The following is a 22,112-nucleotide window of genomic DNA, read 5'->3' on the forward strand; positions in this document are numbered from 1 at the left end:
TAACAGTCAACTGTCAACTGTCAACTATCTAAAGACCATTACCAATTAGAATAAACGGTGCCCAGTAGTATGGATGATGCAAACGACTGGCCACTGACCGTTTCAAACCGCTGCGAGTTTGAGCTAAAATTGATAAATTGGCCGATGGACCCAACACTGAATCATCACCTGTAATTAAGGCTATTTGCGCTTTTTGCAAAGCTTCTGCCTTCTTATTTCCCGACAGCAACGCCGTATAAAAAGCAACCATCAAAGCTTGAGTGCCGCCATCATCTACTTTCCATAAAGAAGCGATCGCAGCTTTTGCTCCTGTTTCCTGTATCTGGTAGCCAAAACCTAAAATTTCTTCTCCATTACCTAGTTTACCACCTATCCCCGTCTGGCAAGCACTCAATACTACCAAGTCTACATTTAGTAGGTTTAAAGTTTGAATATCGGGCAGGGTAATTAGACCCCCATCACCCAGCAAAATAAACGAATCTTCGGGTTTTCCCGTAACAAACATAGCATGAGTTGCCAAATGAATAATGTTATAATCTGGCAAGCGGGGAATCATTGTGGCACGATTGAATTCCCGATCGATTAATTTGGTAGTTCCTGGCATCATCGCAGCTAAATTTTCCACTTCTAGCCCCGCAAATGGCAAACCCGAAAAACCAAATGGAGTAGACCCCCGTTTAATATTATAACGACCCGCAGCAAAAGCACCAGCTAAAATGCGAGGTTTAGCTGCAGTTTCTACATTGAATTTTGTCAGGCTCATAGCAGTAATATTATTAATGACAAACCGCTGCCCCAACCATTGTTTGCCGTCGTATAAAGCTGCTAGGGGAATGTAGCGTAACTGTCCATCAGGAGCATAAATAATGCTTTTAGCTTGTGCTTCAGTCAGATCGTGTTCGAGGGGTTTGATTAACCAATTATAAAGTTTCTTAGCAGGAATTGTGGCATCGGATTTCGGATCTTCCAAAGCCATGCGGAATTCCACAATTGCTTGATTTACCTCTTGCTTTTTAACTGTTACAGTACGTCGAAATGGGGGAGCATCAGCAGTTGTTATTACCAATTCTAAACGGTCTTCTAAAATTAAAGGCTGAATCAATACTGCCTTTTTTTCTAACCGCTGCAATACGTCTCCCCGCATCATATTAAGTTGAGCTAGATTCACAGTTTGTACTCTAGGGCTGAGTTGTTGGAGAATGGCAACAATTTCAGGAGAATTAATAAATTCGTTGAATGTGCCGCGCATTTCCTGCTGCATTTGCCTGAGATTGGCAATTTCTTGTTGCTGCTCAGATGTGCGATTAGCTGGAGTAATTTTTTCTAATTCAGCCAGCTTTCTGCCTAGTTGAATCTCTCTATTTAAAATTTCATTGTGTCTGTTTCGGATTTGCTGTTCTTGAGGAGTTAAGGGAATACCTTGTGCTGTTTGTTCGTTTCCCCGAACGGAACGGAGATAATCTTCTATTTCTTGAATTTTGAGTAAATCGAGGACTTGTTGTGCTTCTAAAACTCGGTCTTGTTGCAGTAATATATCTGCGAGGTGGCGATAAGTATCGGCGACAGTTGTTGTGTACGATCGCTGTTGTTCGGTGGGGAGAGAGCGCAAATCGCTGCGAATTGATTCGGTGACATTAACGGATAATTTATAAAAGGCGATCGCTACTTCTGGTTGATTTTGTTTCGCCAATACTTCACCAATGTTACTAAGAATAAGAGCTTCAATTCGGCGATCGCCAACCTCCCTAATAATTGCTAAAGCTGTTTGGTAAGAATCTAACGCTCGGTCAAATTGATTTAAATCCTTATAGACACTCCCAATGCTATTAAAAGTGTTTCCCGTCCATGCTTTTTCTCCCACTTCTTGAAAAATTGATAATGCTTGTTTAAGCGCGTCTATTGCTTGAGAATATTGCTCCCGCCTGTAATAAATAGATCCAACTTTGCTAAGGGTACGCGCTATAGTGGCATTTCCGCCGAGTTGTCTCCGAATAGCTAATGCTTGTTGATAAAATTCCAAAGCTTTGGAGTAATCTCCTAACTGTTCGTAAGCCCACCCAATATTGTGAAGACTGTATCCTTCTCCAGATTTGTCGTTAAGTTCTCTACGAATGACTAAAGCTTGCCGGTGTAACTCAAGTGCTTGGAGATTATCGCCCAGAGCAGTGTAAACTAGCCCTATATTATTTAGAGTTTTTCCTATAGCTGCCTTATCATTAAGTTCACGGCTAATAGCAAGACTCTGCTGATAAAAACTAAGTGCTTGAGAGTATTGACTTAAATTCTCGTAAACTAAGCCAATGTTATTAAAAATACTCCCAATACCAGTTATGTTATTAATTTTCTGACTAATTGCAAGGCTTTGCCGATAAAAATCTAATGCTTTATAAAACTCTCCTTTCCAGTAATAAATATTTCCAATTTCATGAATAGTTTTCCTCAGACATTCCTGATTAATTAGTTGTTGACAAATAGTTAGAGATTGCTCTAATAACTGAATAGCTAACGAATATTGACCCAAATAAGCATGAATAACTCCTATAGCACGGGTGGTCTCTGCAATACCTTTGATATCGCCAATCTCTCGACGAATTACTAAAGCTTGGTGGTAGATTTCTAATGCTTCTTTATATTTGTTGTGACGCGATTTTTTACGACCTGCCTCGAATAGTAAATCGGCTTCAATATGACGGTGTGAAACAGTTAGTTTTTGTGTTACCAATGTAGATATTATCCTATTTGGATGTATATATAATTCCAATGGCAAGTTCAGCAAAAAGCTCAAACTAGCATTTAAAAAACTAAGGTAGTTAAAGCTAAAAGACATGAGGCAAATATTATACAAATCAGTTATATCCTACCAATAATAGTCTCTTGGCAGTTGGCTAACCACAAAGAGACTAGAATTTATGTTGACTCTTTCATTCTTAAAGTTCGACGGTTTTTTTATCGATCTGGCTAATTTTGAATTATCGTTGCCCTTCACCATTTGTATTGACAGAACCATCGCTAGATGATGCCTCTCCATCACCTCCAGGTGATGGAGAGCCATCATCGCTAGATGATGCCTCTCCATCACCCATTTCATTACCTCCACGTGATGCTCCTCTATCACCCATTCCATCACCTCGACGTGATGCTTGTCCATCACCGATGTAACTACGAAAATCAGTAGGTTTTAGGATCTCAGTATTCCCATTATTTGAACCATACCAATCTAATTGAGTTTCTAAAGGCGAGTTAATGCTTTCTGCTATTTCCTCACTAATTTTAATACTGTTTTCTCTAAAAGTTGATAGAGCCTCTTGGTAAGACTCTACTGCTTGTCTCCTGTATATATTGCCAATATTGGTTAGAGTGTATGCGACTCCTGTCGAATCGCCTATTTCTTGATAAATAGCTAATGCAGCTTGGCAATACTGCAATGCAGTATCATATTTCTTGGCTTCAAACTTATTGCGAGCTTTTTGTAATAAGTTAAACGCTATTTGACTGGCCGATGTTTCAGCACTCATATTTAATATGGCCTCTCACTTCACTATTTGAAATAGTCACTACAAAAAACTGTTCTCCGGAAAAAATCAAAATTTTCTCTAAATTAACTCCCCAATCCTCCGGCAAAGCGTTGCGGTTTTGCCAAACTTGCCTTGAGTTTGGCAATCTGCGTTTCCAGTTCCTTAACTTTTCGCGTATTTCCTAAAGCTTTGTGACTGTTTATGGCTTGCGTCAACCAGCGAAGTGCTTCTTGCTTTTCGCCGATCGCCCCGTACAACTCCCCCAAAGCCTCCTCTAACTGCGCTTGCTCCCCGATGTCTTTGGCTGCACTAGCTAATTTATGTGCTTGTAGATAATTGCTCTCTGCCAGCAATGTCACCCCTTCTTGCCAGTATAAATCGCCTAGCTTGCGATAGGCAATAGCTTCTTGAAAACCCGTTGCTACCAATGCTTCCAATGTCTCGATCGCCTCAGATTTCAAATCCGAACCGATGTAAAAATAAGCACGTTGCAAAGCTTTGGTTTTCTCGGCAATTTTTTGACTGTTAATTTGCTCGATCGCCCCTTTCACCAGTTGCTTTTGGGTCGTTGGTAGCATTCGGAAGCTTCGATCGCCCAGTTTTTCCTCCTCAGATGTCCTGCCGTTCTCAGCTTTTACCACCAGTAAATACACAAATCCCGGTTCCAGTTGTGGTGTTCCCGGATACACTACTTCATTTCCATTAACTTTTGTTTCCCAAATTGCCCGATCGCCCTTCACTAAACTAACAGTATAATTATTAACACCGGGAACTTTATTCCAACGCAATTTCGGTCGATCGTTCAGCAATAAAGTGCGTCGGGGACTGATAATATAAGGAATTAAGACATCAAGAGGCCCGCGAGGATCGGCAGTATAATCCTCACAGTCGATCGCTAGCATTTCCCGTCGATGGATACCTGAAACTTGAGGATGCAATCCATTAATTATCGGATAAACTCTTGACGCTGTGACGATCGGGATTAAAGGCGTCAGCCCAAAAATAGCAAAGTAAGTAAATGTTTTGCCTTTGAGATTGATTGGTGTCAGCTTGGATGGATGATTATTTTTCATGACCTAAATTATTTTTCATTGTTCGCGATCGCATAAACTTTGGAAATCTTCATTAGTCCTCTTTTAGAGGACTTGTGCTTTGAGGCAGGGGTTTAAACCCCTGCCGGACTATCGGAGATACGCTATAACTTTAAATTTTGAAAATTTTTGCTAAATTCTTGCCGTATCCATCTCTGTTCTTCAGAAGACTCCGACTGCAAATTATCATAGCACTTTTTCCAATTAGATATAGATGCTTGTTTATTGCCTTGACGTTCTAAAAGAACCGCTTGCAAACAGTAAGCAACAGAGCGATCGCTGGAAATATTAATCGCTTTCGTCAGGTTATTGTTAGCCTCTTCATATCGCCCTAACTCCAACTGCGCCCAACCTAAATTTTTGTAAACGGCATACTTAATTTTGCGATCTTTAGCAAGTGGTAAAGCTTTTTCTAACAGCGGTATAGCTTTTGTATATTGTTTATCTAAAATTTCTAACCGTGCCAAATTATTTAAAGCTTGATTAAAACCTGCATTGACAGCAATTTGATAGGCAGCGCGAGCCCGATCGTACTCTTGTTTGTCTTCATGAAGGACGCCTAAATTATAGTTAGTCTGACCATCATTGGGTTTAAAAAAGAGAGCTGTTTTATAAGAGATTTCCGCAGTCTCTAAACGTTTATTCTTGTAACTTAAAAAACCTTCTTTCTTAAGAAAATATACTATTTGGGGTGAGAAAGTCCACCAACCACCTACCAAAAACAAGCTAGCTAGAGCTAGTTTACCTACCCAGTTAAAACTTAGCTTATCTGCGTTCGGATTCGTTTTACGTCGCTCGATCGAGTAATTAATTTCTGGCAAGGGTTTCGCCAAGCTTTCCAAGTGCGATCGCGAGTTTCCCCCTGCCAAAATCTGCAATATTTCCTGGCAACTTTGCGGTCGCTTTCCGGGGAAAATCGCCATCATTTGGTCAAGCAAATTTGCCAGATGCGGTGAAAGTTGCGTTGCTTTATCTCGCCATATCAATTCACCATTGTCAGGATTTTTAGGTAAATCGATGGGCACTTTTCCTGTCAGTAAATAAACAAAACTACGTCCTAAAGCAAAGAAATCAGATTGCGGTACTGCATGACCCTCTGCTTGTTCGCTTGGCGTATAGCCAGCAGAAATAATCGCAGTTCCCGTATAATTTTCTTTTTGTTGCCGCAAGTAAGTTTCTGTTACTTCTCGCACCGCACCAAAATCAACTAATACCAATTTCCCATCCGGTTTTAACATGATATTGGACGGTTTAATATCTCGGTGAAAATACTGCTGATCGTGCAGTAAATTGAGAATTTGTGTGAGTTGTGTCAACCACTCAATGGCTGTTTCTGTATTTATTGGTTGATTCGCTCTTGCTAACATCCACTCTTGTAAATTTTGCCCCGGTATTTTCTCCATTACCAAACATGGTAACGGTTTGCTACTACCTTCAGGCCAATTAAAATATCCGTCTTTTTCTACATGAGGAATGCCAGGATGCCTTTGGCTCATTAAGAACTCTGCTTCTCGCTGAAATAAAATGGTGGCTTTTTGCTTAATATCTGGGTTATTAAAGTTATCTAAATTCAAAACTTTTAATACTTTGATAATGCCACCATCGTCTACTTCAAAAATATCGCCAAAGCCACCGCCACCAATGCGATCGATAACTTGGTAGCGACCTTGCAATATGAATCCTGGATGAATTAAGTTATTTGGAATCATAGAACCTCTTAAGAACCTGTAGGGGCGGGTTCGCCAACTGATTTCAAGCTTGCATATCGGTTACATAAACCCGCCCTCCCCACTCTATATTTCAGTTTCTCCTAGCAGTTTTAGAAAATTTTTCTCTGCATATTGAAGCTTTGGGGAAGGACACTCGCGCACTTTTGACAAAAGTTCTTTTAGCTGCATTTGATAATTATTATTTATTCGAGTTAAATCTAAGCGTTCTCTAACTTTGGTTAAGATCGGGTGTAGCTGAGTAATTTTAGTGTCCTTGAGTTCGGGCGATCGCTCGAAAGCATGACTTCCGATTAAACCTAGCTTGTCGGTGGATTGCGCTTCCATTGCTTCGAGAATATTTTGGCATATTTGTTCGATCGAATTATGGGTGAGATATTTCATCATCACGGGTTCGAGAGTGAATTTTGCTTCAGCACTAGAGGGAGAAAGCTCTTTTTCGATTAACGAACGCCTTACCAAGGATTCTAATACTGTTAGTAATTCTGAACTAGAAACGGCTGCTGATAATTTTGCTTTCAGTTGGTTCCAGGAAATCGGCTGCTGTTCGATCGCCAGCCAGTACATGACAGCTTTTCCTAAATCCGATAACCGCTGAAAATGTTCGTTAAGTAGATTGGCAAAAATATCGCCAATAACTAAGGAGCTTTGACCCATAAATTGACTAATATTTCCATTAAACAACTCTTGAATTGTGGTAGCAGTAATTTTCAGTGCAGCCGGATGACCTCGGTATATTTGTATCAGTTCATCTAAGCCGTTTTCTGAGGCAGAAAAGCCAATGGATGCCAAAAGCATTTTTGCATCTGTTGGTTTTAAGCCTTTAACTTGTAATGCACGTACAGGTAAGGTTTCGCCTGCTAAAGATGCGACCTCTACAGGCTTTTCTCGCGATAAAAGTAGCAAGCAGCTTTGATGCCTTTCTTCTGAGATTCGCCTCAATAGTTGACCGTACCCTTCATAACCATCTCCGTAATACCCAGCAATGTCTCCACTTCGCAAAATCATTTCCCAATCATCTAGGATTAGCAAACAACGGCGATCGCGCAAACTTTTGATTAGGGAAGAAATTTGCTCGCCTATAGTAGTTGGCAGTTGCGTTTCTGGGGAACTGCTGGCAAATGAGTTCAACTCAGTCAAGATTGTCAGCAAGGGAGGTGCATGACGGAGGCTGCGCCAAATTAGATATTCAAATTCACCCTGAAGTTGTTCTCCCAGTTTAGCAGTCAAAGCCGTTTTACCAATACCTCCCATACCCAACAGCGCCACCAAGCGACAGCGATCGCGGAGTACCCATTGACTGAGGGTATTTAATTCTGTGGCGCGGCCGAAAAAATTTGAGACTTCCGGCGCTTCACCCCAATCTTGGCATAAAGGAGTGCTTGTAACTCCTGAAACATCGCCAAAATCCTCGATGTTGACCAATTGTTCCGCTATTTCTGGTGCAATTGGCTGTGCGGCTATCTCTGACTGCAAGTGCGATCGCCTTTCCAATGCCGATCGAAAGTTTCTTTTACTGACTCTTTCCCCTAAAGCTTCCGAAAGCAGATTCCATAACTTGGGACCCACATCTTGCATCAGGTATTCGGCAGCATATCCGTAAGCCTCTGCAATCTTATGATACTCATGACCTTCCCAAGATCCCCTCAGAATTATTACTTCTATATCTTTTAAGTGTCTGTTTGTTTTGGCTAATACGGCGGTATCTGCGAGTTTCAGCGCTTCTTCAAAATTCATAACGTTAAAACTTTTTAATTACATCTTGAGTATAACCTGATGTTTACTGATGTTTACTTATTTAAACTGAGGTTGCCTCAGTTTTTTTGTTTTTGGATTGAACTTTAACAACTTAGGTGATCTATATCGACCGTACACTAACAACTCGCTACTGTATAAATATCAGCTCAAACAAATGGTCTGAAGCCAAATCAATCGTTTACAACACTTACCTTGAGGTAAATTATGGCTGTCAATCATAACGTTCCGTATTTCAGTCAAGAAGATAACGATATTGAACCCTGGCGCACTTGCGGTGCTACAAGTTCGGCAATGTGTCTGAAATACTTTCAAGTTGCAGATTTAGGTCCCTTTGCACAGTACGAAGATGATGTTAAAAAACGTTTCGATCTGCTGGGAATAGATCACAGTGCTCCCGATGGCATCAAAAGATTGTTAGAAGGTTTAGGGTTGAGAGATAATTTGACCTTCAAGGGGAGTATTTCAGACATCACTCGCTCTCTCGATTCGGGTGAGATATGTATATTGCATGGCTATTGGACAGGATCGGGTCACATTCTAGTTATTCGCGGTTATAACGACAAGGGTGACTTTTTTGTGAACGATCCAGCCGGAGAATGGTTCTATGCAGGCTATCGGAAAAATTCCCCATTTTCACCAGATAACAAGGGCGAAAACAAGTTATACAGTCGTAAATTGATATCCTCCGCTGGCAATGCCTCTAGTTTGCGTGAAGCTTTATCTTTTTATGACACTTGGGACAGTAGCAAGAGCGAATCTACTGCAACAATGTGGCTGCATCGCATCTCGAAATAACTCTCAAAATTTACTGGTTGGCGATTGATATCGCCTCGGATGAATCGCCCATAAAAAAGGTTTGTAGTGAGGACTTTAGTCCGCATTTTTCCCAAATCTGTAAGAAAGGACGCTCAGTCCTTACTACAAACATCATTACTACTTGGAGAACTGAATATGACCATTAAAAAAGTCGAGTTACAAATCAATGACGGGATTATTGATAGCCCTCACCTGATTGACGAGGTAGAAATCCTGCAAAGGCGCTTGAAAGATTGGGGATTATTACCCAAAGATGCCAAAATTGACGGACTTTTTGGGTCTGTCACAAAAGCAGCAGTGGAACAATTTCAACGGATGCGCCCTGCTAATAAAAGCCAATTTGTCCCCGGCGGACTACAAGTTACTGGAAAAGTCGATCGCAATACCTGGGCCGAGTTGCTGAAGGTGAAGCCAGAAGAAATCGCAATAGTTACTCGCAAACCCAAGATTTGGGATATGCCAGGTGGTTTCTCCAGCGTTGATAATATTTTAGATATTGCTCAATGCCTATCCGAAATTCGCCCCTTTGCTAAGAAAAATTTGCCTATTGTCCTCAATCAATGTCTCGATAATGGTGTCATCGATCGGGGGCAAATTGCCTATGTTTTTGCAACGGCTGAACATGAATCCCATTTTGGACGCTTCATGATGGAATTAGCTGATGGGTGGGATTATGAAAATCGCGAAGATCTAGGAAACACTGAACCCGGTGATGGCCCTCGCTTCAAAGGAAGAGGTTTTGTCCAAATTACAGGTCGTCGTAACTATCAAATTTGGAGTGAACAACTCGGAATTAATTTGATAGATAATCCAGAAAAAGCCGCTCTCCCTGAAATCGCTGCCATGATTCTAGTTCGGGGAATGCGCGATGGTAGCTTTACGGGTGTAGGTTTGAGTGATTTCATTGTTGGCAATCTGCGCGATTTCTTCAACGCCAGAACAATAGTGAATGGACGGGACAAGGCCGATCTCATCGCGCAGATCGCTGAGCATTACTTCAAAGCCATAGCCTAAACAGAAGTTGCCCCCTCCGTGGGGTAACTTCCACCTACAAATTAAACAATTCGGAGTCATTTTTTATGTCATTTACAGCAAAAGTTGTAACAGCAGCAGCGTGGGGAGCCAGACCGCCAAAATCTGGAACATTTCCTTTTCAAAGGACTATTCCTCGCTATGTAATTGTCCATCATACAAACAACCAAAACCCTCCCAACGATGCCTCAAGAGGCACACTTGAAGGAGCAATTCAGTTAGCGCGAAACATTCAAAACTTTCACATGGATGATAATGATTGGTCGGACTCAGGACACAACTTCTTAAATACAACCGGAGGGTTTATTTTAGAAGGCAGGCACGGTTCTTTAGATGCTGTGAAAAAAGGGTTTTGCATTCAGTCAGCCCACGCAGCGCAAGATCCAGGAAAATTAGCCACCGGCAATCAATCTCCTGGTATTGAAAATGAAGGGAATTTCATGACTTTCCAAATGAGTGAAAAGCAATGGGAGAGCCTTGTAGAACTTTGTGTGTCATTATGCGATTCTTGCAATATTAGTCCGCTCAATATCAAGGGACACAGAGATTTCAGCAATACTGATTGTCCGGGTGATTTGCTGTACGGTCAACTTCCCAGTTTGAGAAAACAAGTTGCTGATAAGCTAGGTATGCAATTCACTCCCGAACAGCTAGAAAATGAGTCGCCATTTGTGACTCTACGCTTGGGTTCAACAGGTTCAGCCGTTATAAAACTCCAACAGCGATTGCGCGATCGGGGATTTAATCCAGGAGCAGTTGATGGTGTATTTGGTGAAAATACACAAACGGCTGTAAAAGCTTTCCAGCGTTCTGTTGGACTTGAAGATGATGGAAGAGTTGGTAGCCACACTCGAACTAAGTTAGGAGTTAGTTAAGCTTTAATCATTTAGGAGGTTAATCAAATGACACATTCTTCTATAGTTGAGACTCAACCAAATTCTTCAGAACATGGAAAAGAGCTTGCCGAATTATTCCAGGAAGATAATGGGAAATACTCGACAATGCGAGCCATGAGTTTTATTGCGCTGATTGCAGCGATTGTGTTTGGTGCAATAACAATAACTAGCAAAGATTCTGAGGGTAAATACATTACAACTGCTTTTTTAGTTGCTGCTTTCGCGCCAAAAGCTGTTCAAAAATTTGCAGAACGTGTGTAAATCAAGTTGAGTTAGATGGATGATGAAAGCAGCCGACGTGATGGTAAAATTTGTTGTTGCTAATGCTCGAAACTCTGTATTTTTAACCTCTCATCTCTCTCAACGACCTTATTTGCTCCATCAGCCCGATAGCCACTAGCTATTAGAGTAGCGATCGCACCTCACCCCTTCATCTCCTCACCAAATAACCAGAAATGAAGGTTGCAGGTGCGATCGCTCTTTCCTCTGACTAATGACTAATGACTAATGACTACTGACTAATGACTGCTTTCGGAGTCAACTATCAACTATCAACTATCAACTGACAACTATCAACTGACTTTCATTCCTGCCGCGTACCATCAGGCATCACCGCACCCTTTAAATTCGCCCCTGCCAAATTAGTATCCAACAGCACAGCATTTCTCAGATTAGCACCCTTCAAATTAGCACTTTCCCGATTAGCCATCCACAGATTAGCCCCCTCCAAATTCGCCCCATCCAAGTCAGCATTAACAAGAAAAATACCTTTCATAAAAGCTCCTGTTAAATTCGCATTTTTTAAGTTACTCCCTCCCAAATAAGCATCCTCTAAAAACGCATTTTCTAAATTGCTTCCCTCCAAATTTGCCCCTGCCAAATTGCTGCTTATCAGGTAAACCCCAGCCAAATTTGCCTGTTTCAAGTTAGCGTTTACCAAATGCGCGCTCCACAAATTGGCATCTTTCAGGTTGGCTTTTTCTAAATTGACGCCTTCCAGAAAAACTTCGCTCAAATTTGCCCCGGAAAGATTGCAACCTTGACATTCCCTCACTGTCAGCAATTGCCGGACTTGATGCTTGACTGACGAACGGTTCGCTGCGAAAATTATTAAACCTGTAGTTGCTAAGGCAATAATACTAAAAGTTGCCAGCCCGATCGCACTTACAATTTTCCTTTGTCCCCCGCCTCGAAACATCCGCTTGCAGCCCCTAAAAATATTTCGATAATGGTTCGTATGTATAACCTAGTTCCTTCCTTCCCCTGCCCCTATGAAAAAACAGTTAAAATTTAAATTCCTGACGATCACACTTATTGTAAGCTTAGCAATAATCGGTGTCGGATGCGATCGCCTTTTCACAAAACCCTTTCAACTTCCCGCCTCAGCCAAACAAGAACCCTGGCCAATTCAAACAGGCCTCCGATCAGCCATCCTCCGATCCAACATACCAACAGTCAACCGCGTAGTTTTAGTACCCGACGAAGCGACATTCTTAGCAGCCATCCAAAAATGGAATCTCAAAGGAAACTGGCCTATTCTCATCGAAGACAAAAAATATGCGCCCATGTTTTTGCAGCGCTTTCAACCCGAAGAAATAGTCCGTTTGCCAAGCATCAAACAGCAACTGCCAAAAAATCAAAAACTCCAGCAATTAATGCTGAACGCCACAGCAGCAGCCTGGAATGCCACGGATACTCAAACCTTAAAAGCAAAATGGAAGCAACTCGGCTGGGAACCCCCAGGAGTAGTAATCTCATCAGAAAATGACCCCGCACGCTCAGCAGCAGTTGCCTTAGCAGCCGTTCACGGCCAACCTTTAGTATTTCTAGAAGGCAACTTCGGCAAACCCAACGATACCCTCAATAACACACAGTGGAACACTCTGCAACTAGCAGTTACAAAAGCTGTCGAATCAACCGGATTTTTTTATTCTCAACTCGCAGACCAGATCGACACAATAACCATTGTACGCCAACTAGCAGTCAAATATCAATCTCCTGAAAAACCCGACGAACAACTAGCCGTTACCGACGGTTTGGGAAGGCACCCCAACGGCGAACGCTGGGCGGCTGTTGGCTGGATTTACGGTTCCGAGGTGCGATCGATCTATCAAGCCATGTGTGCCATATTTCTCGACAGCCAAACAGCCATGCTTTATGACAGTTACCCCAAGGAAGGAAATTGGGCAAAATATGAAATGGAGGAAGCAGCTAGCGGACTAAAAACCATAGGTTTAAATGTCCAAGTAGTGCAGCAACCAGAATCTAGCCTGGAAAAGTGGAGGAGTTTAGCCTCAAAACCGTGGACATTTGACTTAATATTAATGAATTCCAAAGGCTATCCAAAATCCTTCCAAGTCGGCAACGGCGACGCTTCAGTTGAAGATATACCAAAACTTCAATTTCCTGCCGCAATCCACATGATCCACAGTTGGTCAGCAGCAGCCCCCGATGACACAAACACCGTTGCCGGAAGGTGGCTAGAGAATGGTGCTTACGCATATATTGGCAGCGTCAACGAACCTTTTTTATCGGCATTTATTCCACCTAAATTAATGGTCGATCGCCTAAAGCGAGGAGCACCCTTTTTAATCGCAGCACGCCAGCTAGAATCCCCACCCTGGAAAGTCGCCACCATCGGCGATCCGCTAATGTCGATCGCCAAACCCCGGCCAAAAATTCCGCCCACTCAACAACCGATGTGATAGTATGCGCGAGCAAGGGATTTAAAATTGGAGATTTGAGATTTCTGGTTTGAGATTTGTGGTTGTTAGGTAAAATCTCCAAGCGCCAATTCTTTAATTTGAAAGTTGTTTTTTACTGAGTTATATGATATTGCGAGTTCAGTGATGCGATCGACCTAAGCGCCAAAACTCTAAATATAGTTAATTAGGATTATCGCGAGAGTGTATCTAAGTTTGAATGTAACTGAGCATACAATCACGCCAAATCCGCCGCTCCTCAGAATCAGTCATTCCACCCCAGCGGCCAGCCAAAAAAATTTACCCTAAAATACGCCTTAATATAAGTTGTCAATTCCCCTAAAATCACTCAAAATGAAAATAAGAAATAAATTGTAATATTATATAACTTCTCACCGAAGAATTAACCGCTAAATGAGAGCCATCCCTCCTGTGGATCTGCCGCCACCCGGGCCAACCGCAGCAACTCCCCAAGCCTCCCGCCTAAGCCCGCTATTCAACCGCCTGCACCCCAGTCCAGAAACCCTCCTGCTCATCCTCTCCCTAGTCATCGGGGGAGTTACGGGCGCAGGCGTCGTCACGTTTCACTACCTCATCCACTTCATCCACACCCTGATGCTGGAAGACTTCATGGGGGCGATCGCCTCGAAAGGCTCTTGGACGCTAGCCTGCATTCCCACCCTCGGCGGAGTCATCATCGGGCTGATGCGGTGGCGATTTCGGGACTTTGGCCCGAATATGTCTTCCTTAATTGCAGCCACCCGCGGCCTGCAAGAACTCTCCCCCCTCAAACCCATCACCAAAATGGTGGCAGCCTCAGTTTCCCTCGGCACCGGCGCCTCCCTCGGCCCGGAAGCCCCCAGCGTCGAAATCGGCGCCAACTTCGGAATGCTGCTGGCTCAAGTTTTGCAGCTCTCCCCAGAACGGCAGCGCTTGCTCCTGGGCGCCGGAGCAGCAGCAGGTTTATCCGCCGGGTTTAACTCTCCCATCGCCGGAGTGTTCTTTGCCTTAGAAGTCGTGCTCGGCAGCACCTTCGCCACTTCGTCAGTCAGCGTTGTCTTGCTCTCCGCCGTAGTTTCGGCGCTCATCGCTCAAATCTGCTTGGGAGCTCAGCCGGCCTTTTCTTTGCCAGTCTACGATGTCCGCAGCCCCCTAGAACTGCCTCTGTACATGGGATTGGGAATTTTAGCGAGCGGAGTGTCTCTAGCCTACACAGAAGCAATTCAATTGGCCGAGGGCTGTTTTCAAGGAAAAGTCCGAGGATTTGCTTGGCTCGGACGACTGCCCCGGCCACTTCACCCGATCATCGGCGGGGCAGGAGTCGGCTTAGTCGCCCTGCAATTGCCTCAAATTTTGGGTGTCGGCTACGAAACAGTCCAAGCAATGCTCCAAGATGTTAAATTTTCCTTGCCTTTGCTACTGCTGCTGCTGTTTGTCAAACTGGCGATGACCGCAATCAGCCTCGGCAGCGGTTTAGTGGGCGGCATCTTCGCTCCGGCGATGTTTTTGGGAGCTTCCCTCGGTTCGGCTTACGGCCTCTTTTTGGAAATGCTGCCGGCAATGAGCGATCGAGTCGCTGGCCCTGCCGCCTACGCAATGGTGGGAATGGCCGCCGTCCTCGCCGGCAGCGCCAGAGCACCGCTGACAGCCATCCTGTTGATGTTTGAATTAACCCGCGATTATCGGATTGTCTTGCCTTTGATGGCAGCAGTCGGATTGAGCGTTTGGCTGGTGGAGTGGGTCAACCGCCGATCGACAGCTCACAGCCTCAACCTTCAGCAAATGGGCGTAGACGTGGCTGTCAATACACCGATCAAAGCCAGAGAACAGTTGCAAGATTGGGAAGATGTTCTGGGCGATCGCATCGTCACAGAACTGATTTCTTGCCCAATTCCCCCCGACGGCGAACACAGGGACGATGAGCCTGTGCTGGCGATCGCCAATGCACATTTGCCGGAAAATGTCAAACCATTACCTGAAACAAAATCAGCAGTTTGACCGAGATCAAATCCCGTTGTTTCGTCACAAAACCGATAACGTTAAAGCTAAATCTGACAACCATGATATTTATCAACCCGAAAACGGATTACGCCTTCAAAAAAATATTCGGTTCCTCAGAAAGCAAAGATATTCTAATTAGCTTTCTCAACGCTCTAATTTATGAAGGCAATCCCACCATCCAAGACTTAGAAATTATCAACCAGAATCTGCCGAGGCAACTTGAAAGTTTAAAAGATACTTACCTCGATGTCACAGCCAAACTAGACGATGGCACCTTAGTCATTATTGAAATTCTAGTTCTCAACGTTCAATATTCTGGCAATCGGGTGTTGTACAATGCAGCCACAACCTACGCATTTCAATTGCAAAGAGGAGAAGGCTATCGAATGCTCAAGCCATTAATAGCTTTAACCATTACAGATTTTGAAATGTTTCGCAACAGCCCTAACTTAATTTCGAGATTTGTGTATAAAGAAGTTAAAAGCCATTTAAACTATCCCGAAGATGCCATGAATTTAGTGTTTATAGAATTACCTAAATTCCATAAAGAAGCAAGTCAACTAGAAACTTTGACAGATAAATGGATATATTTCATGAAATATGCCAGAATTCTCTCAGAAGTTCCCGAAACAATCGATAGCGTACCGGAAATCCACAAAGCATTCGATATTGCCAATCAAGCCCGGTTAAGTCGGGAAGAAGTAGAAGTTTTGGAACGCAGGGAACAGTTTATTCACGATCAACAGGGGGCAATTATTAAAGCTTTTGAAGAAGCAAGACAGGCAGCAAGACAGGAAAGAATACGGAAAGAAACGCTAGCGATCGCTCGACAATTACTTTCACAGCTAGATAATGCCACGATCGCCCAAGTTACGGGGCTTAGCGTTGAGGATGTCCAAAATTTGCGACCGGGCGATTCATAGTTTAAAGTAATTGGGTATAGGAGTGGAGCTCGACATAGTGATCAACGATTTTTGATTATGGATTATAGAAAAAAACTATTGATCCTCGATCTTGATGAAACTTTAATTTATGCTGCCGAAGCATCTCTCCCTCGGCAAGCTGATTTTTTAGTGGAGCCATATCACATTTACAAACGACCGTTTCTAGATGTCTTTTTGAAAAATTGCCTGGACTGGTTTGATGTGGCAGTTTGGACATCTTCTTCGCCGTCTTATGCGAGCGCAATTGTCTCAGCCCTCTTTGAAAATCCTAAAACTTTATCGTTTGTGTGGGCAAGCGATCGCTGCACAGTTGCTTACGATATGGAATGGTTGGAATATTACAATCGCAAAAATCTCAAAAAGGTCAAGCGCAAAGGGTATCGTCTAGAGTCAATCATTGCAGTGGATGATACACCTCAAAAGTGGGAGCGCAGCTATGGCAATCTGGTGCGAGTAAACCCCTTTGAGGGGGAGGAGACGGATGATGAATTGAAGTATTTGCTGCTTTACTTGGATCAACTCAGATATGAAGAAAATATCCGCAGTGTCGAGAAAAGGTTCTGGCGAAATCGGCTTATCCGATCCATCGGTGAGTCATATCAAATCCGTTGACATCGGAATTATTATCTCTCTCTTCTCTTTCTCTGTGTCCTCTGTGCCCTCTGTGGTTTAATCATTCCGATATAACCGGAATTGATATCAGATATCTCAAACACTTCGTCAAGTCCCATAACAAATCGATGAAGCCGACGGCATGAATATCTTGGTGCTGAGTTTGATGTTACTTGCCGTCGCCTTACGCCCACCCTCAACCCCTCGACATCGCAGATAGTGGCGCTACCCTCAAATCTGCTCTAAAATAATCAAAAATTATAAACAACAAGCCCAGAGGCGCTGAGGTGACTCCTAACGAGGGAACGGCAAACAGCGAAAGTCAGAAAATACCCGGCAAAACCCCCTTGGGTTCTAGTTACTACGGCTTGTTAGGGCTGCATCCTTCAGCCTCAGCGATCGAAATTCGGCGATCGTACCGGGAACTGAGCAAACTCTACCATCCCGATACCACCGAGCTGCCACCCGCAGTCGCCACCGCCAAATTTCAGCAGCTCAACAACGCCTACGCCACCCTCAGCAACCCAGAACGTCGCCTCGCCTACGACCTCAAAATAGGCTATTCTCGCCAGAACGTGATTGGGCCACCCCCAGGCTTCAATACTCCGGTTTCGGCATCGGGCAAAAAAACTTCCAACTCCGCTTACCTAGATCCCACGGATCGACCTCTTTCTCCCGGAGAAATGTTCGCTCTGTTTATCATGGGAGCTAGCTTAATCGGATGTTTGGTACTGGCGATCGCGATCGGCTTAATTCGCGGCAATTAAACCCTCAAATCCCAAATCTCCAATCTAAAATCCCAAATCCCAAATCCCAAATCTAAAATCTAAAATCTAAAATCTAAAATCCCATGACTCTTCCTTCCGCCGACACTCCTTTGTACAACCACCCACTCCCGGAAATCGAGCAGTGGCTAAAAAGCCGCGGCTGCCAGCAAGATCGGCGAGAACTCCACTGCTGGCAGATCGATCGACCTACCTGGAAAGCAGAACTCTCCCTCGATATCGACCAACTCACCGTGCGCTACATCGATGCTGGAGCCGACGGCCAAGACATTCAGCGAGCATTCAAATACTCCCTCTCACGTCAGGACATTGAAGCGGCCGTTTTCTCCGGCCCCTAATTTGATTTTAGATTTTAGATTTTAGATTTTAGATTTGTCCTCCAATCTCAAATCTAAAATCGTTATGTTGAGCAGGAGATGACCTACTGGGAAACTGAAAAATCAACCAAAAAATCCAAAATCTCAAATCCAAAATCGTTAGACTTTGCCAAATCGGCGGCTGCGCTTCTGATAATCAGACAAAGCGCGGTGAAACTCCGATCGATCAAAATCCGGCCACAGCGTCTCAGTAATGTAAATTTCCGAATAAGCCATTTGCCATAGTAAAAAATTGCTCAACCGCATTTCCCCGCTCGTCCGGATCAGCAAATCCGGGTCACAAACATCAGCAGTATACAAATAGCGTTTAAATAAAACCTCATCAATCTCCTCCGGCTGCAACTTGCCCTCTTTCACCTGAGTGGCGATCGCCCGACAAGCTTGTACAATCTCCTGACGCCCCCCGTAATTCGTCGCCACCGTAAACAAAATCCCCTGATTATGCTGAGTGGCCGTCACAGAACGCTCGATTTGGGCCTGCAAAGACTTCGGCAAAGCCTGCAAATTCCCCATAAATTGAATTTGCACGTCCTCGTCCACCATCTCCCGCAATTCTTGCCGCAGTTTACCCTCAAACAAACTCATTAAAAAATCCACCTCTCCGGCCGGCCGCCCCCAATTCTCCGTCGAAAAAGCATAGGCCGTTAAAGCTGGAATCCCCCAATCTTTGCAGCAGCGCAACAGTTCCTTCAGAGTGCTAGCTCCTCGGCGGTGTCCCGCAATCCGCGGCAACCCCCTCTTCTGAGCCCAGCGCCCGTTCCCGTCCATAATCACTGCTATGTGCTTAGGCAGTAGTTCCTGTTGCAGATCCTCCGGCAACTTTTCCAAGCAAATTCCTTGACTCATGGTTTCTCCCGATTACCCGACTAACGGCGCAGTATCCGTTTTAATAGCGTCACTCCCTTCAATCCTATCTGGCGTCCGAGATTGCCGATCGGAATTGGAGCCACAACTCTTTCTCCCTCGGACGGAAACAGCTTTGCTTCCAGCAATTCCTTAAGTTTGTTGCTAGTCAAAGGTCGATTTAAAAGTCCCATCTGCGCCAGAGAAATAGAACCCGTTTCCTCGGACACCACCACGCACACGCAAGCTTGCACCCGTTCCGTAATCCCCATCGCCGCCCGGTGGCGGGTTCCCAACTGCCGCGACGCAGTGCGATCGGACAAAGGCAAAATTACCCCCGCCGACACGATCCGCGAACCTCGAACCAAAACAGCTCCGTCGTGCAGCAAAGTTTGCGGCTGAAAGATCGTCTGCAACAATTCTTTAGAAACTTCAGCATTTAGCTTTAATCCCGGCACAGAAAAATCCCGATCGTCGATCGGAGAATCTGTTTCTATAATTAGTAAAGCGCCCGTGCGGTTTTGCGAAAGTTCTTTTACTGCTTCCACAATTTCATCTATTACGCTGTCCGGTTCGGGAGTTGGTCGGCGATCGCGTCCAAACAATTGCCGAAATTCCCCCCGACCCAATTGTTCCAGAAATCGGCGAAACTCCGACTGCAATATTACCGCCATTGCCACAGCCGAACCAGTCACCAAGCTGTTGAGGGCAACGTGCAACAGCCTCAATCCAGCCCAGTTGCTCATCGCCGCCGCCAGCATCAAAATGATAAATCCCCGTACCATCCACAACGTTCTGCGCTCGCCAACAATGACGAGCACCAAATACGCAAGGGCAAAAACCAGTCCAATATCGATCCCTTGAATCAAGAAGGACTGAACGAGGGTAAAGTCATAGCCAGATTGTTGATTGTTCATGGTTCATCGAACGCTACCGCCTGTGAACCGCGAACCGTGATGCACTCGAACCCATGAACCATGAACAGTTGTTATAAGGAATATGCTGAAAATCCCCGTGTTTTTAGACCGGGAAGTGTCAATCCAATCGTGTGACTGAACAAGGCAAAAGTTAAAAGTGAAAAAGCAATCGTCACTAAGTAAACATGGATTGTCTTTCTTTTAACTTTTAACTTTTAACTTCTAAGTTTTTACTTTGGAGCTCCGAGTCGTTCAGGAAGGCGGTCAAGCCTCAGCAAATCCTGGTAAGTTTCCCGCTGTATAATCGTGTTAACTTCCCCATTTCTCACTAAAACCGCTGCCGGTCGGGGTACTCGGTTATAGTTAGAAGCCATACTGTAATTGTATGCCCCTGTGGCCGTAACCGCGAGGACATCTCCGGCCCGACACTCTGGCAATTTGGCATCTTTAATCAGAACATCGCCTGACTCGCAGTGTTTCCCAGCAATTGTCACTGTTTCCGTTAACGGAGCAGACATTTTACCGGCTGCGAGGACTCGATAAACTGATTGATAGGTAATAGGACGCGGATTGTCGGACATCCCTCCATCCACAGCTAAATACGTCCGCATTCCCGGAATGACTTTTTGAGAGCCAACAGTATAAGCCGTGACGCAGGCTGTACCGACGAGCGATCGACCCGGTTCGCAAAGCAATTTTGGTAATGGCAATTGCTGCCTCTCGCAAGCTGCTACCACTGCGGAGCAAATTGTACGAGCCCAATCTTCTATGCTGGGAGGATCGTCCGCTTCAGTATAGCGAATGCCCAACCCCCCGCCAATATTAATTTCTGTTGCTGGCAAACCATAACTAAGTGCTTTTGTCAAGGCACTAATTATGACTTCGGCTAAATCGTCATGGGGTTGCAGTTCAAAAATCTGAGAGCCGATGTGAGCGTGCACTCCCACGCAAAATAACGACGGCTGTTGGCTGATGAAAGTAAATACTCGATCGAGTGAGTTGGGATCAAAGCCAAATTTACTGTCGATTTGACCCGTCTGAATGTACTCGTGGGTGTGACACTCAATTCCAGGAGTAAACCGCACCATAACTCGTGTCGGCCCACCAGTGAGGCTGCTGACACCCAATTGTCCCAACTCTGCTAGAGCCTCTAAATCCCGCCAATTGTCGGCTACGGTAATGCAGCCGCTTTCGACAGCTAGCTGCAGTTCCTCGCGGGACTTGTTGTTACCGTGGAAGTAGATTTTGTCGGGATTCACACCGGCTTGCAGTGCAGTGTAGATTTCTCCGGCGGATACGACATCTATGCCTAAACCTTCCGAAGCTGCGATCGCGCAAACTGCCAAACAACTCCAAGCTTTAGAAGCATACAGCACTTGAGATTCGCCCCGATAGTAACGCTTAAAAGCATCCCGGTACTGGGTACAAGCCGCCCGCAGCGTTTCTTCGTCTAAAATGTACAATGGCGAGCCAAATTGCTCCACCAAAGCTGTCACCTCACAGCCTCCGATTTCCAACCGATCGCTGCTGTTAACACTGGCTGTCAGCGGTAACAGTTCTTGATTGGGCGATCGAGTTTGCAGAGCTTGTTGAGACTCAGACAGATACTTAAGTCCCGATTCCACCCCGAAAGATTGAGTTGATACCATCGCGCAATAACTATCCTTACGGTCTTTCCCAGTGTACAATTGACGGCAAGCAATTGGGTCAGTTGCCCCCAGATTCATTCCGCAAGCAGGCTGACTGACTGAGACTCGATCGAACTGGAGCATCCTTGCAGTGAGTAACGATCAAATCTAAAATCTCAAATCTCAAATTTAAAATCGACTGTGCGTTTTCTACAAATTAAACATCTCGCGGCAGAACACCTCAACAGTGCTGTCGAACTCGATCGACTTTGTTTTGGCGGACTTTGGGCGATCGAAGGCTACAGGCGCGAGTTAGACAGTCCTAACAGCGATTTATTAGGTTTATGGACATGGGAGGGGGCGGGCACGGGGGCACCGCCCCTACAGATTCGGGCGGGCACGGGGGCACCGCCCCTACAGATTCGGGCGGGCACGGGGGCACCGCCCCTACAGATTCGGGCGGGCACG

The 22,112-nt window shown here is 44.7% G+C and carries 19 protein-coding genes and 1 pseudogene; 11 read left to right on the plus strand and 9 right to left on the minus strand.

What is annotated here, in order from left to right; translation table 11 throughout:
* Positions 1 to 28: 28 nt before the first annotated feature.
* From QUA16_RS06345 to QUA16_RS06365, 5 genes are all read right to left on the minus strand, one after another.
* Positions 29 to 2,722: a tetratricopeptide repeat protein gene (locus tag QUA16_RS06345; RefSeq protein WP_333102310.1), complete on the minus strand. Its 2,694-nt coding sequence runs from the start codon at positions 2,720 to 2,722 to the stop codon at positions 29 to 31.
* Between the two features lie 247 nt (positions 2,723 to 2,969).
* Entirely contained in the window at positions 2,970 to 3,515 is a 546-nt protein-coding gene (locus QUA16_RS06350) for a tetratricopeptide repeat protein (protein ID WP_333102309.1), read from the minus strand.
* A gap of 83 nt (positions 3,516 to 3,598) precedes the next feature.
* The gene (locus QUA16_RS06355) at positions 3,599 to 4,588 is read right to left on the minus strand and encodes a tetratricopeptide repeat protein (protein WP_333102308.1); all 990 of its coding nucleotides are present in this window, start codon (positions 4,586 to 4,588) and stop codon (positions 3,599 to 3,601) included.
* 122 nt (positions 4,589 to 4,710) lie between these two features.
* Positions 4,711 to 6,315 (minus strand): serine/threonine-protein kinase, encoded by a 1,605-nt coding sequence (locus QUA16_RS06360; protein WP_333102305.1) that lies wholly within the window; start codon positions 6,313 to 6,315, stop codon positions 4,711 to 4,713.
* Positions 6,316 to 6,399: 84 nt separating this feature from the next.
* Positions 6,400 to 8,070 carry an NB-ARC domain-containing protein gene (locus QUA16_RS06365; RefSeq protein ID WP_333102304.1) on the minus strand — a complete coding sequence of 557 codons (1,671 nt, stop codon included), beginning with the start codon at positions 8,068 to 8,070 and terminating at the stop codon, positions 6,400 to 6,402.
* A gap of 225 nt (positions 8,071 to 8,295) precedes the next feature.
* On the opposite strand from QUA16_RS06365, the gene QUA16_RS06370 reads away from it, so the two are divergent.
* The 4 genes from QUA16_RS06370 to QUA16_RS06385 all read left to right on the plus strand — a co-directional run bounded on the left by QUA16_RS06370 (position 8,296) and on the right by QUA16_RS06385 (position 11,096).
* Complete coding sequence (locus QUA16_RS06370; protein ID WP_333102303.1) at positions 8,296 to 8,886, plus strand: C39 family peptidase; 591 nt, start codon at positions 8,296 to 8,298, stop codon at positions 8,884 to 8,886.
* Between the two features lie 156 nt (positions 8,887 to 9,042).
* The gene (locus QUA16_RS06375; protein ID WP_333102302.1) at positions 9,043 to 9,921 is read left to right on the plus strand and encodes a peptidoglycan-binding protein; all 879 of its coding nucleotides are present in this window, start codon (positions 9,043 to 9,045) and stop codon (positions 9,919 to 9,921) included.
* 65 nt (positions 9,922 to 9,986) lie between these two features.
* Positions 9,987 to 10,814: an N-acetylmuramoyl-L-alanine amidase gene (locus QUA16_RS06380; RefSeq protein WP_333102301.1), complete on the plus strand. Its 828-nt coding sequence runs from the start codon at positions 9,987 to 9,989 to the stop codon at positions 10,812 to 10,814.
* Between the two features lie 27 nt (positions 10,815 to 10,841).
* Positions 10,842 to 11,096 carry a hypothetical protein gene (locus QUA16_RS06385; RefSeq protein WP_333102299.1) on the plus strand — a complete coding sequence of 85 codons (255 nt, stop codon included), beginning with the start codon at positions 10,842 to 10,844 and terminating at the stop codon, positions 11,094 to 11,096.
* 322 nt (positions 11,097 to 11,418) lie between these two features.
* Here QUA16_RS06385 and QUA16_RS06390 read toward each other — a convergent pair whose 3' ends face one another.
* Positions 11,419 to 12,033: a pentapeptide repeat-containing protein gene (locus QUA16_RS06390; protein ID WP_333102298.1), complete on the minus strand. Its 615-nt coding sequence runs from the start codon at positions 12,031 to 12,033 to the stop codon at positions 11,419 to 11,421.
* 73 nt (positions 12,034 to 12,106) lie between these two features.
* Here QUA16_RS06390 and QUA16_RS06395 point away from each other — a divergent pair, with 73 nt between their 5' ends.
* The 6 genes from QUA16_RS06395 to QUA16_RS06420 all read left to right on the plus strand — a co-directional run bounded on the left by QUA16_RS06395 (position 12,107) and on the right by QUA16_RS06420 (position 18,217).
* Positions 12,107 to 13,540, plus strand: a complete 1,434-nt coding sequence (locus QUA16_RS06395) for a hypothetical protein (protein WP_333102297.1) — start codon at positions 12,107 to 12,109, stop codon at positions 13,538 to 13,540.
* Between the two features lie 411 nt (positions 13,541 to 13,951).
* A complete protein-coding gene (locus tag QUA16_RS06400; RefSeq protein ID WP_333102295.1) occupies positions 13,952 to 15,535 on the plus strand; it encodes a chloride channel protein in 1,584 nt (527 codons plus the stop codon).
* A gap of 62 nt (positions 15,536 to 15,597) precedes the next feature.
* Positions 15,598 to 16,461 carry an Rpn family recombination-promoting nuclease/putative transposase gene (locus QUA16_RS06405; RefSeq protein ID WP_333102294.1) on the plus strand — a complete coding sequence of 288 codons (864 nt, stop codon included), beginning with the start codon at positions 15,598 to 15,600 and terminating at the stop codon, positions 16,459 to 16,461.
* 57 nt (positions 16,462 to 16,518) lie between these two features.
* Complete coding sequence (locus tag QUA16_RS06410; RefSeq protein ID WP_333055499.1) at positions 16,519 to 17,094, plus strand: HAD family hydrolase; 576 nt, start codon at positions 16,519 to 16,521, stop codon at positions 17,092 to 17,094.
* 287 nt (positions 17,095 to 17,381) lie between these two features.
* A complete protein-coding gene (locus QUA16_RS06415) occupies positions 17,382 to 17,861 on the plus strand; it encodes a J domain-containing protein (RefSeq protein ID WP_333102292.1) in 480 nt (159 codons plus the stop codon).
* An 83-nt stretch (positions 17,862 to 17,944) separates the two neighbouring features.
* On the plus strand, positions 17,945 to 18,217 hold the full coding sequence (locus tag QUA16_RS06420) for a DUF3143 domain-containing protein (RefSeq protein WP_333102291.1): 273 nt from the start codon (positions 17,945 to 17,947) through the stop codon (positions 18,215 to 18,217).
* A gap of 138 nt (positions 18,218 to 18,355) precedes the next feature.
* Here the strand turns inward: QUA16_RS06420 and QUA16_RS06425 are convergent, their stop codons facing one another.
* The 3 genes from QUA16_RS06425 to lysA form a co-directional block, all read right to left on the minus strand.
* Positions 18,356 to 19,102, minus strand: a complete 747-nt coding sequence (locus QUA16_RS06425; protein ID WP_333102290.1) for an isoprenyl transferase — start codon at positions 19,100 to 19,102, stop codon at positions 18,356 to 18,358.
* 20 nt (positions 19,103 to 19,122) lie between these two features.
* A complete protein-coding gene (gene cdaA / locus QUA16_RS06430; RefSeq protein WP_333102289.1) occupies positions 19,123 to 20,016 on the minus strand; it encodes a diadenylate cyclase CdaA in 894 nt (297 codons plus the stop codon).
* Between the two features lie 230 nt (positions 20,017 to 20,246).
* A complete protein-coding gene (lysA, locus tag QUA16_RS06435) occupies positions 20,247 to 21,665 on the minus strand; it encodes a diaminopimelate decarboxylase (protein WP_333102354.1) in 1,419 nt (472 codons plus the stop codon).
* A 180-nt stretch (positions 21,666 to 21,845) separates the two neighbouring features.
* Between lysA and QUA16_RS06440 the strand changes: the two are divergent.
* Positions 21,846 to 22,112: pseudogene (locus tag QUA16_RS06440) on the plus strand (hypothetical protein); the annotation flags it as partial.

This window comes from Microcoleus sp. S13_C3 (assembly GCF_036700905.1).
Lineage (GTDB): Bacteria > Cyanobacteriota > Cyanobacteriia > Cyanobacteriales > Microcoleaceae > Microcoleus.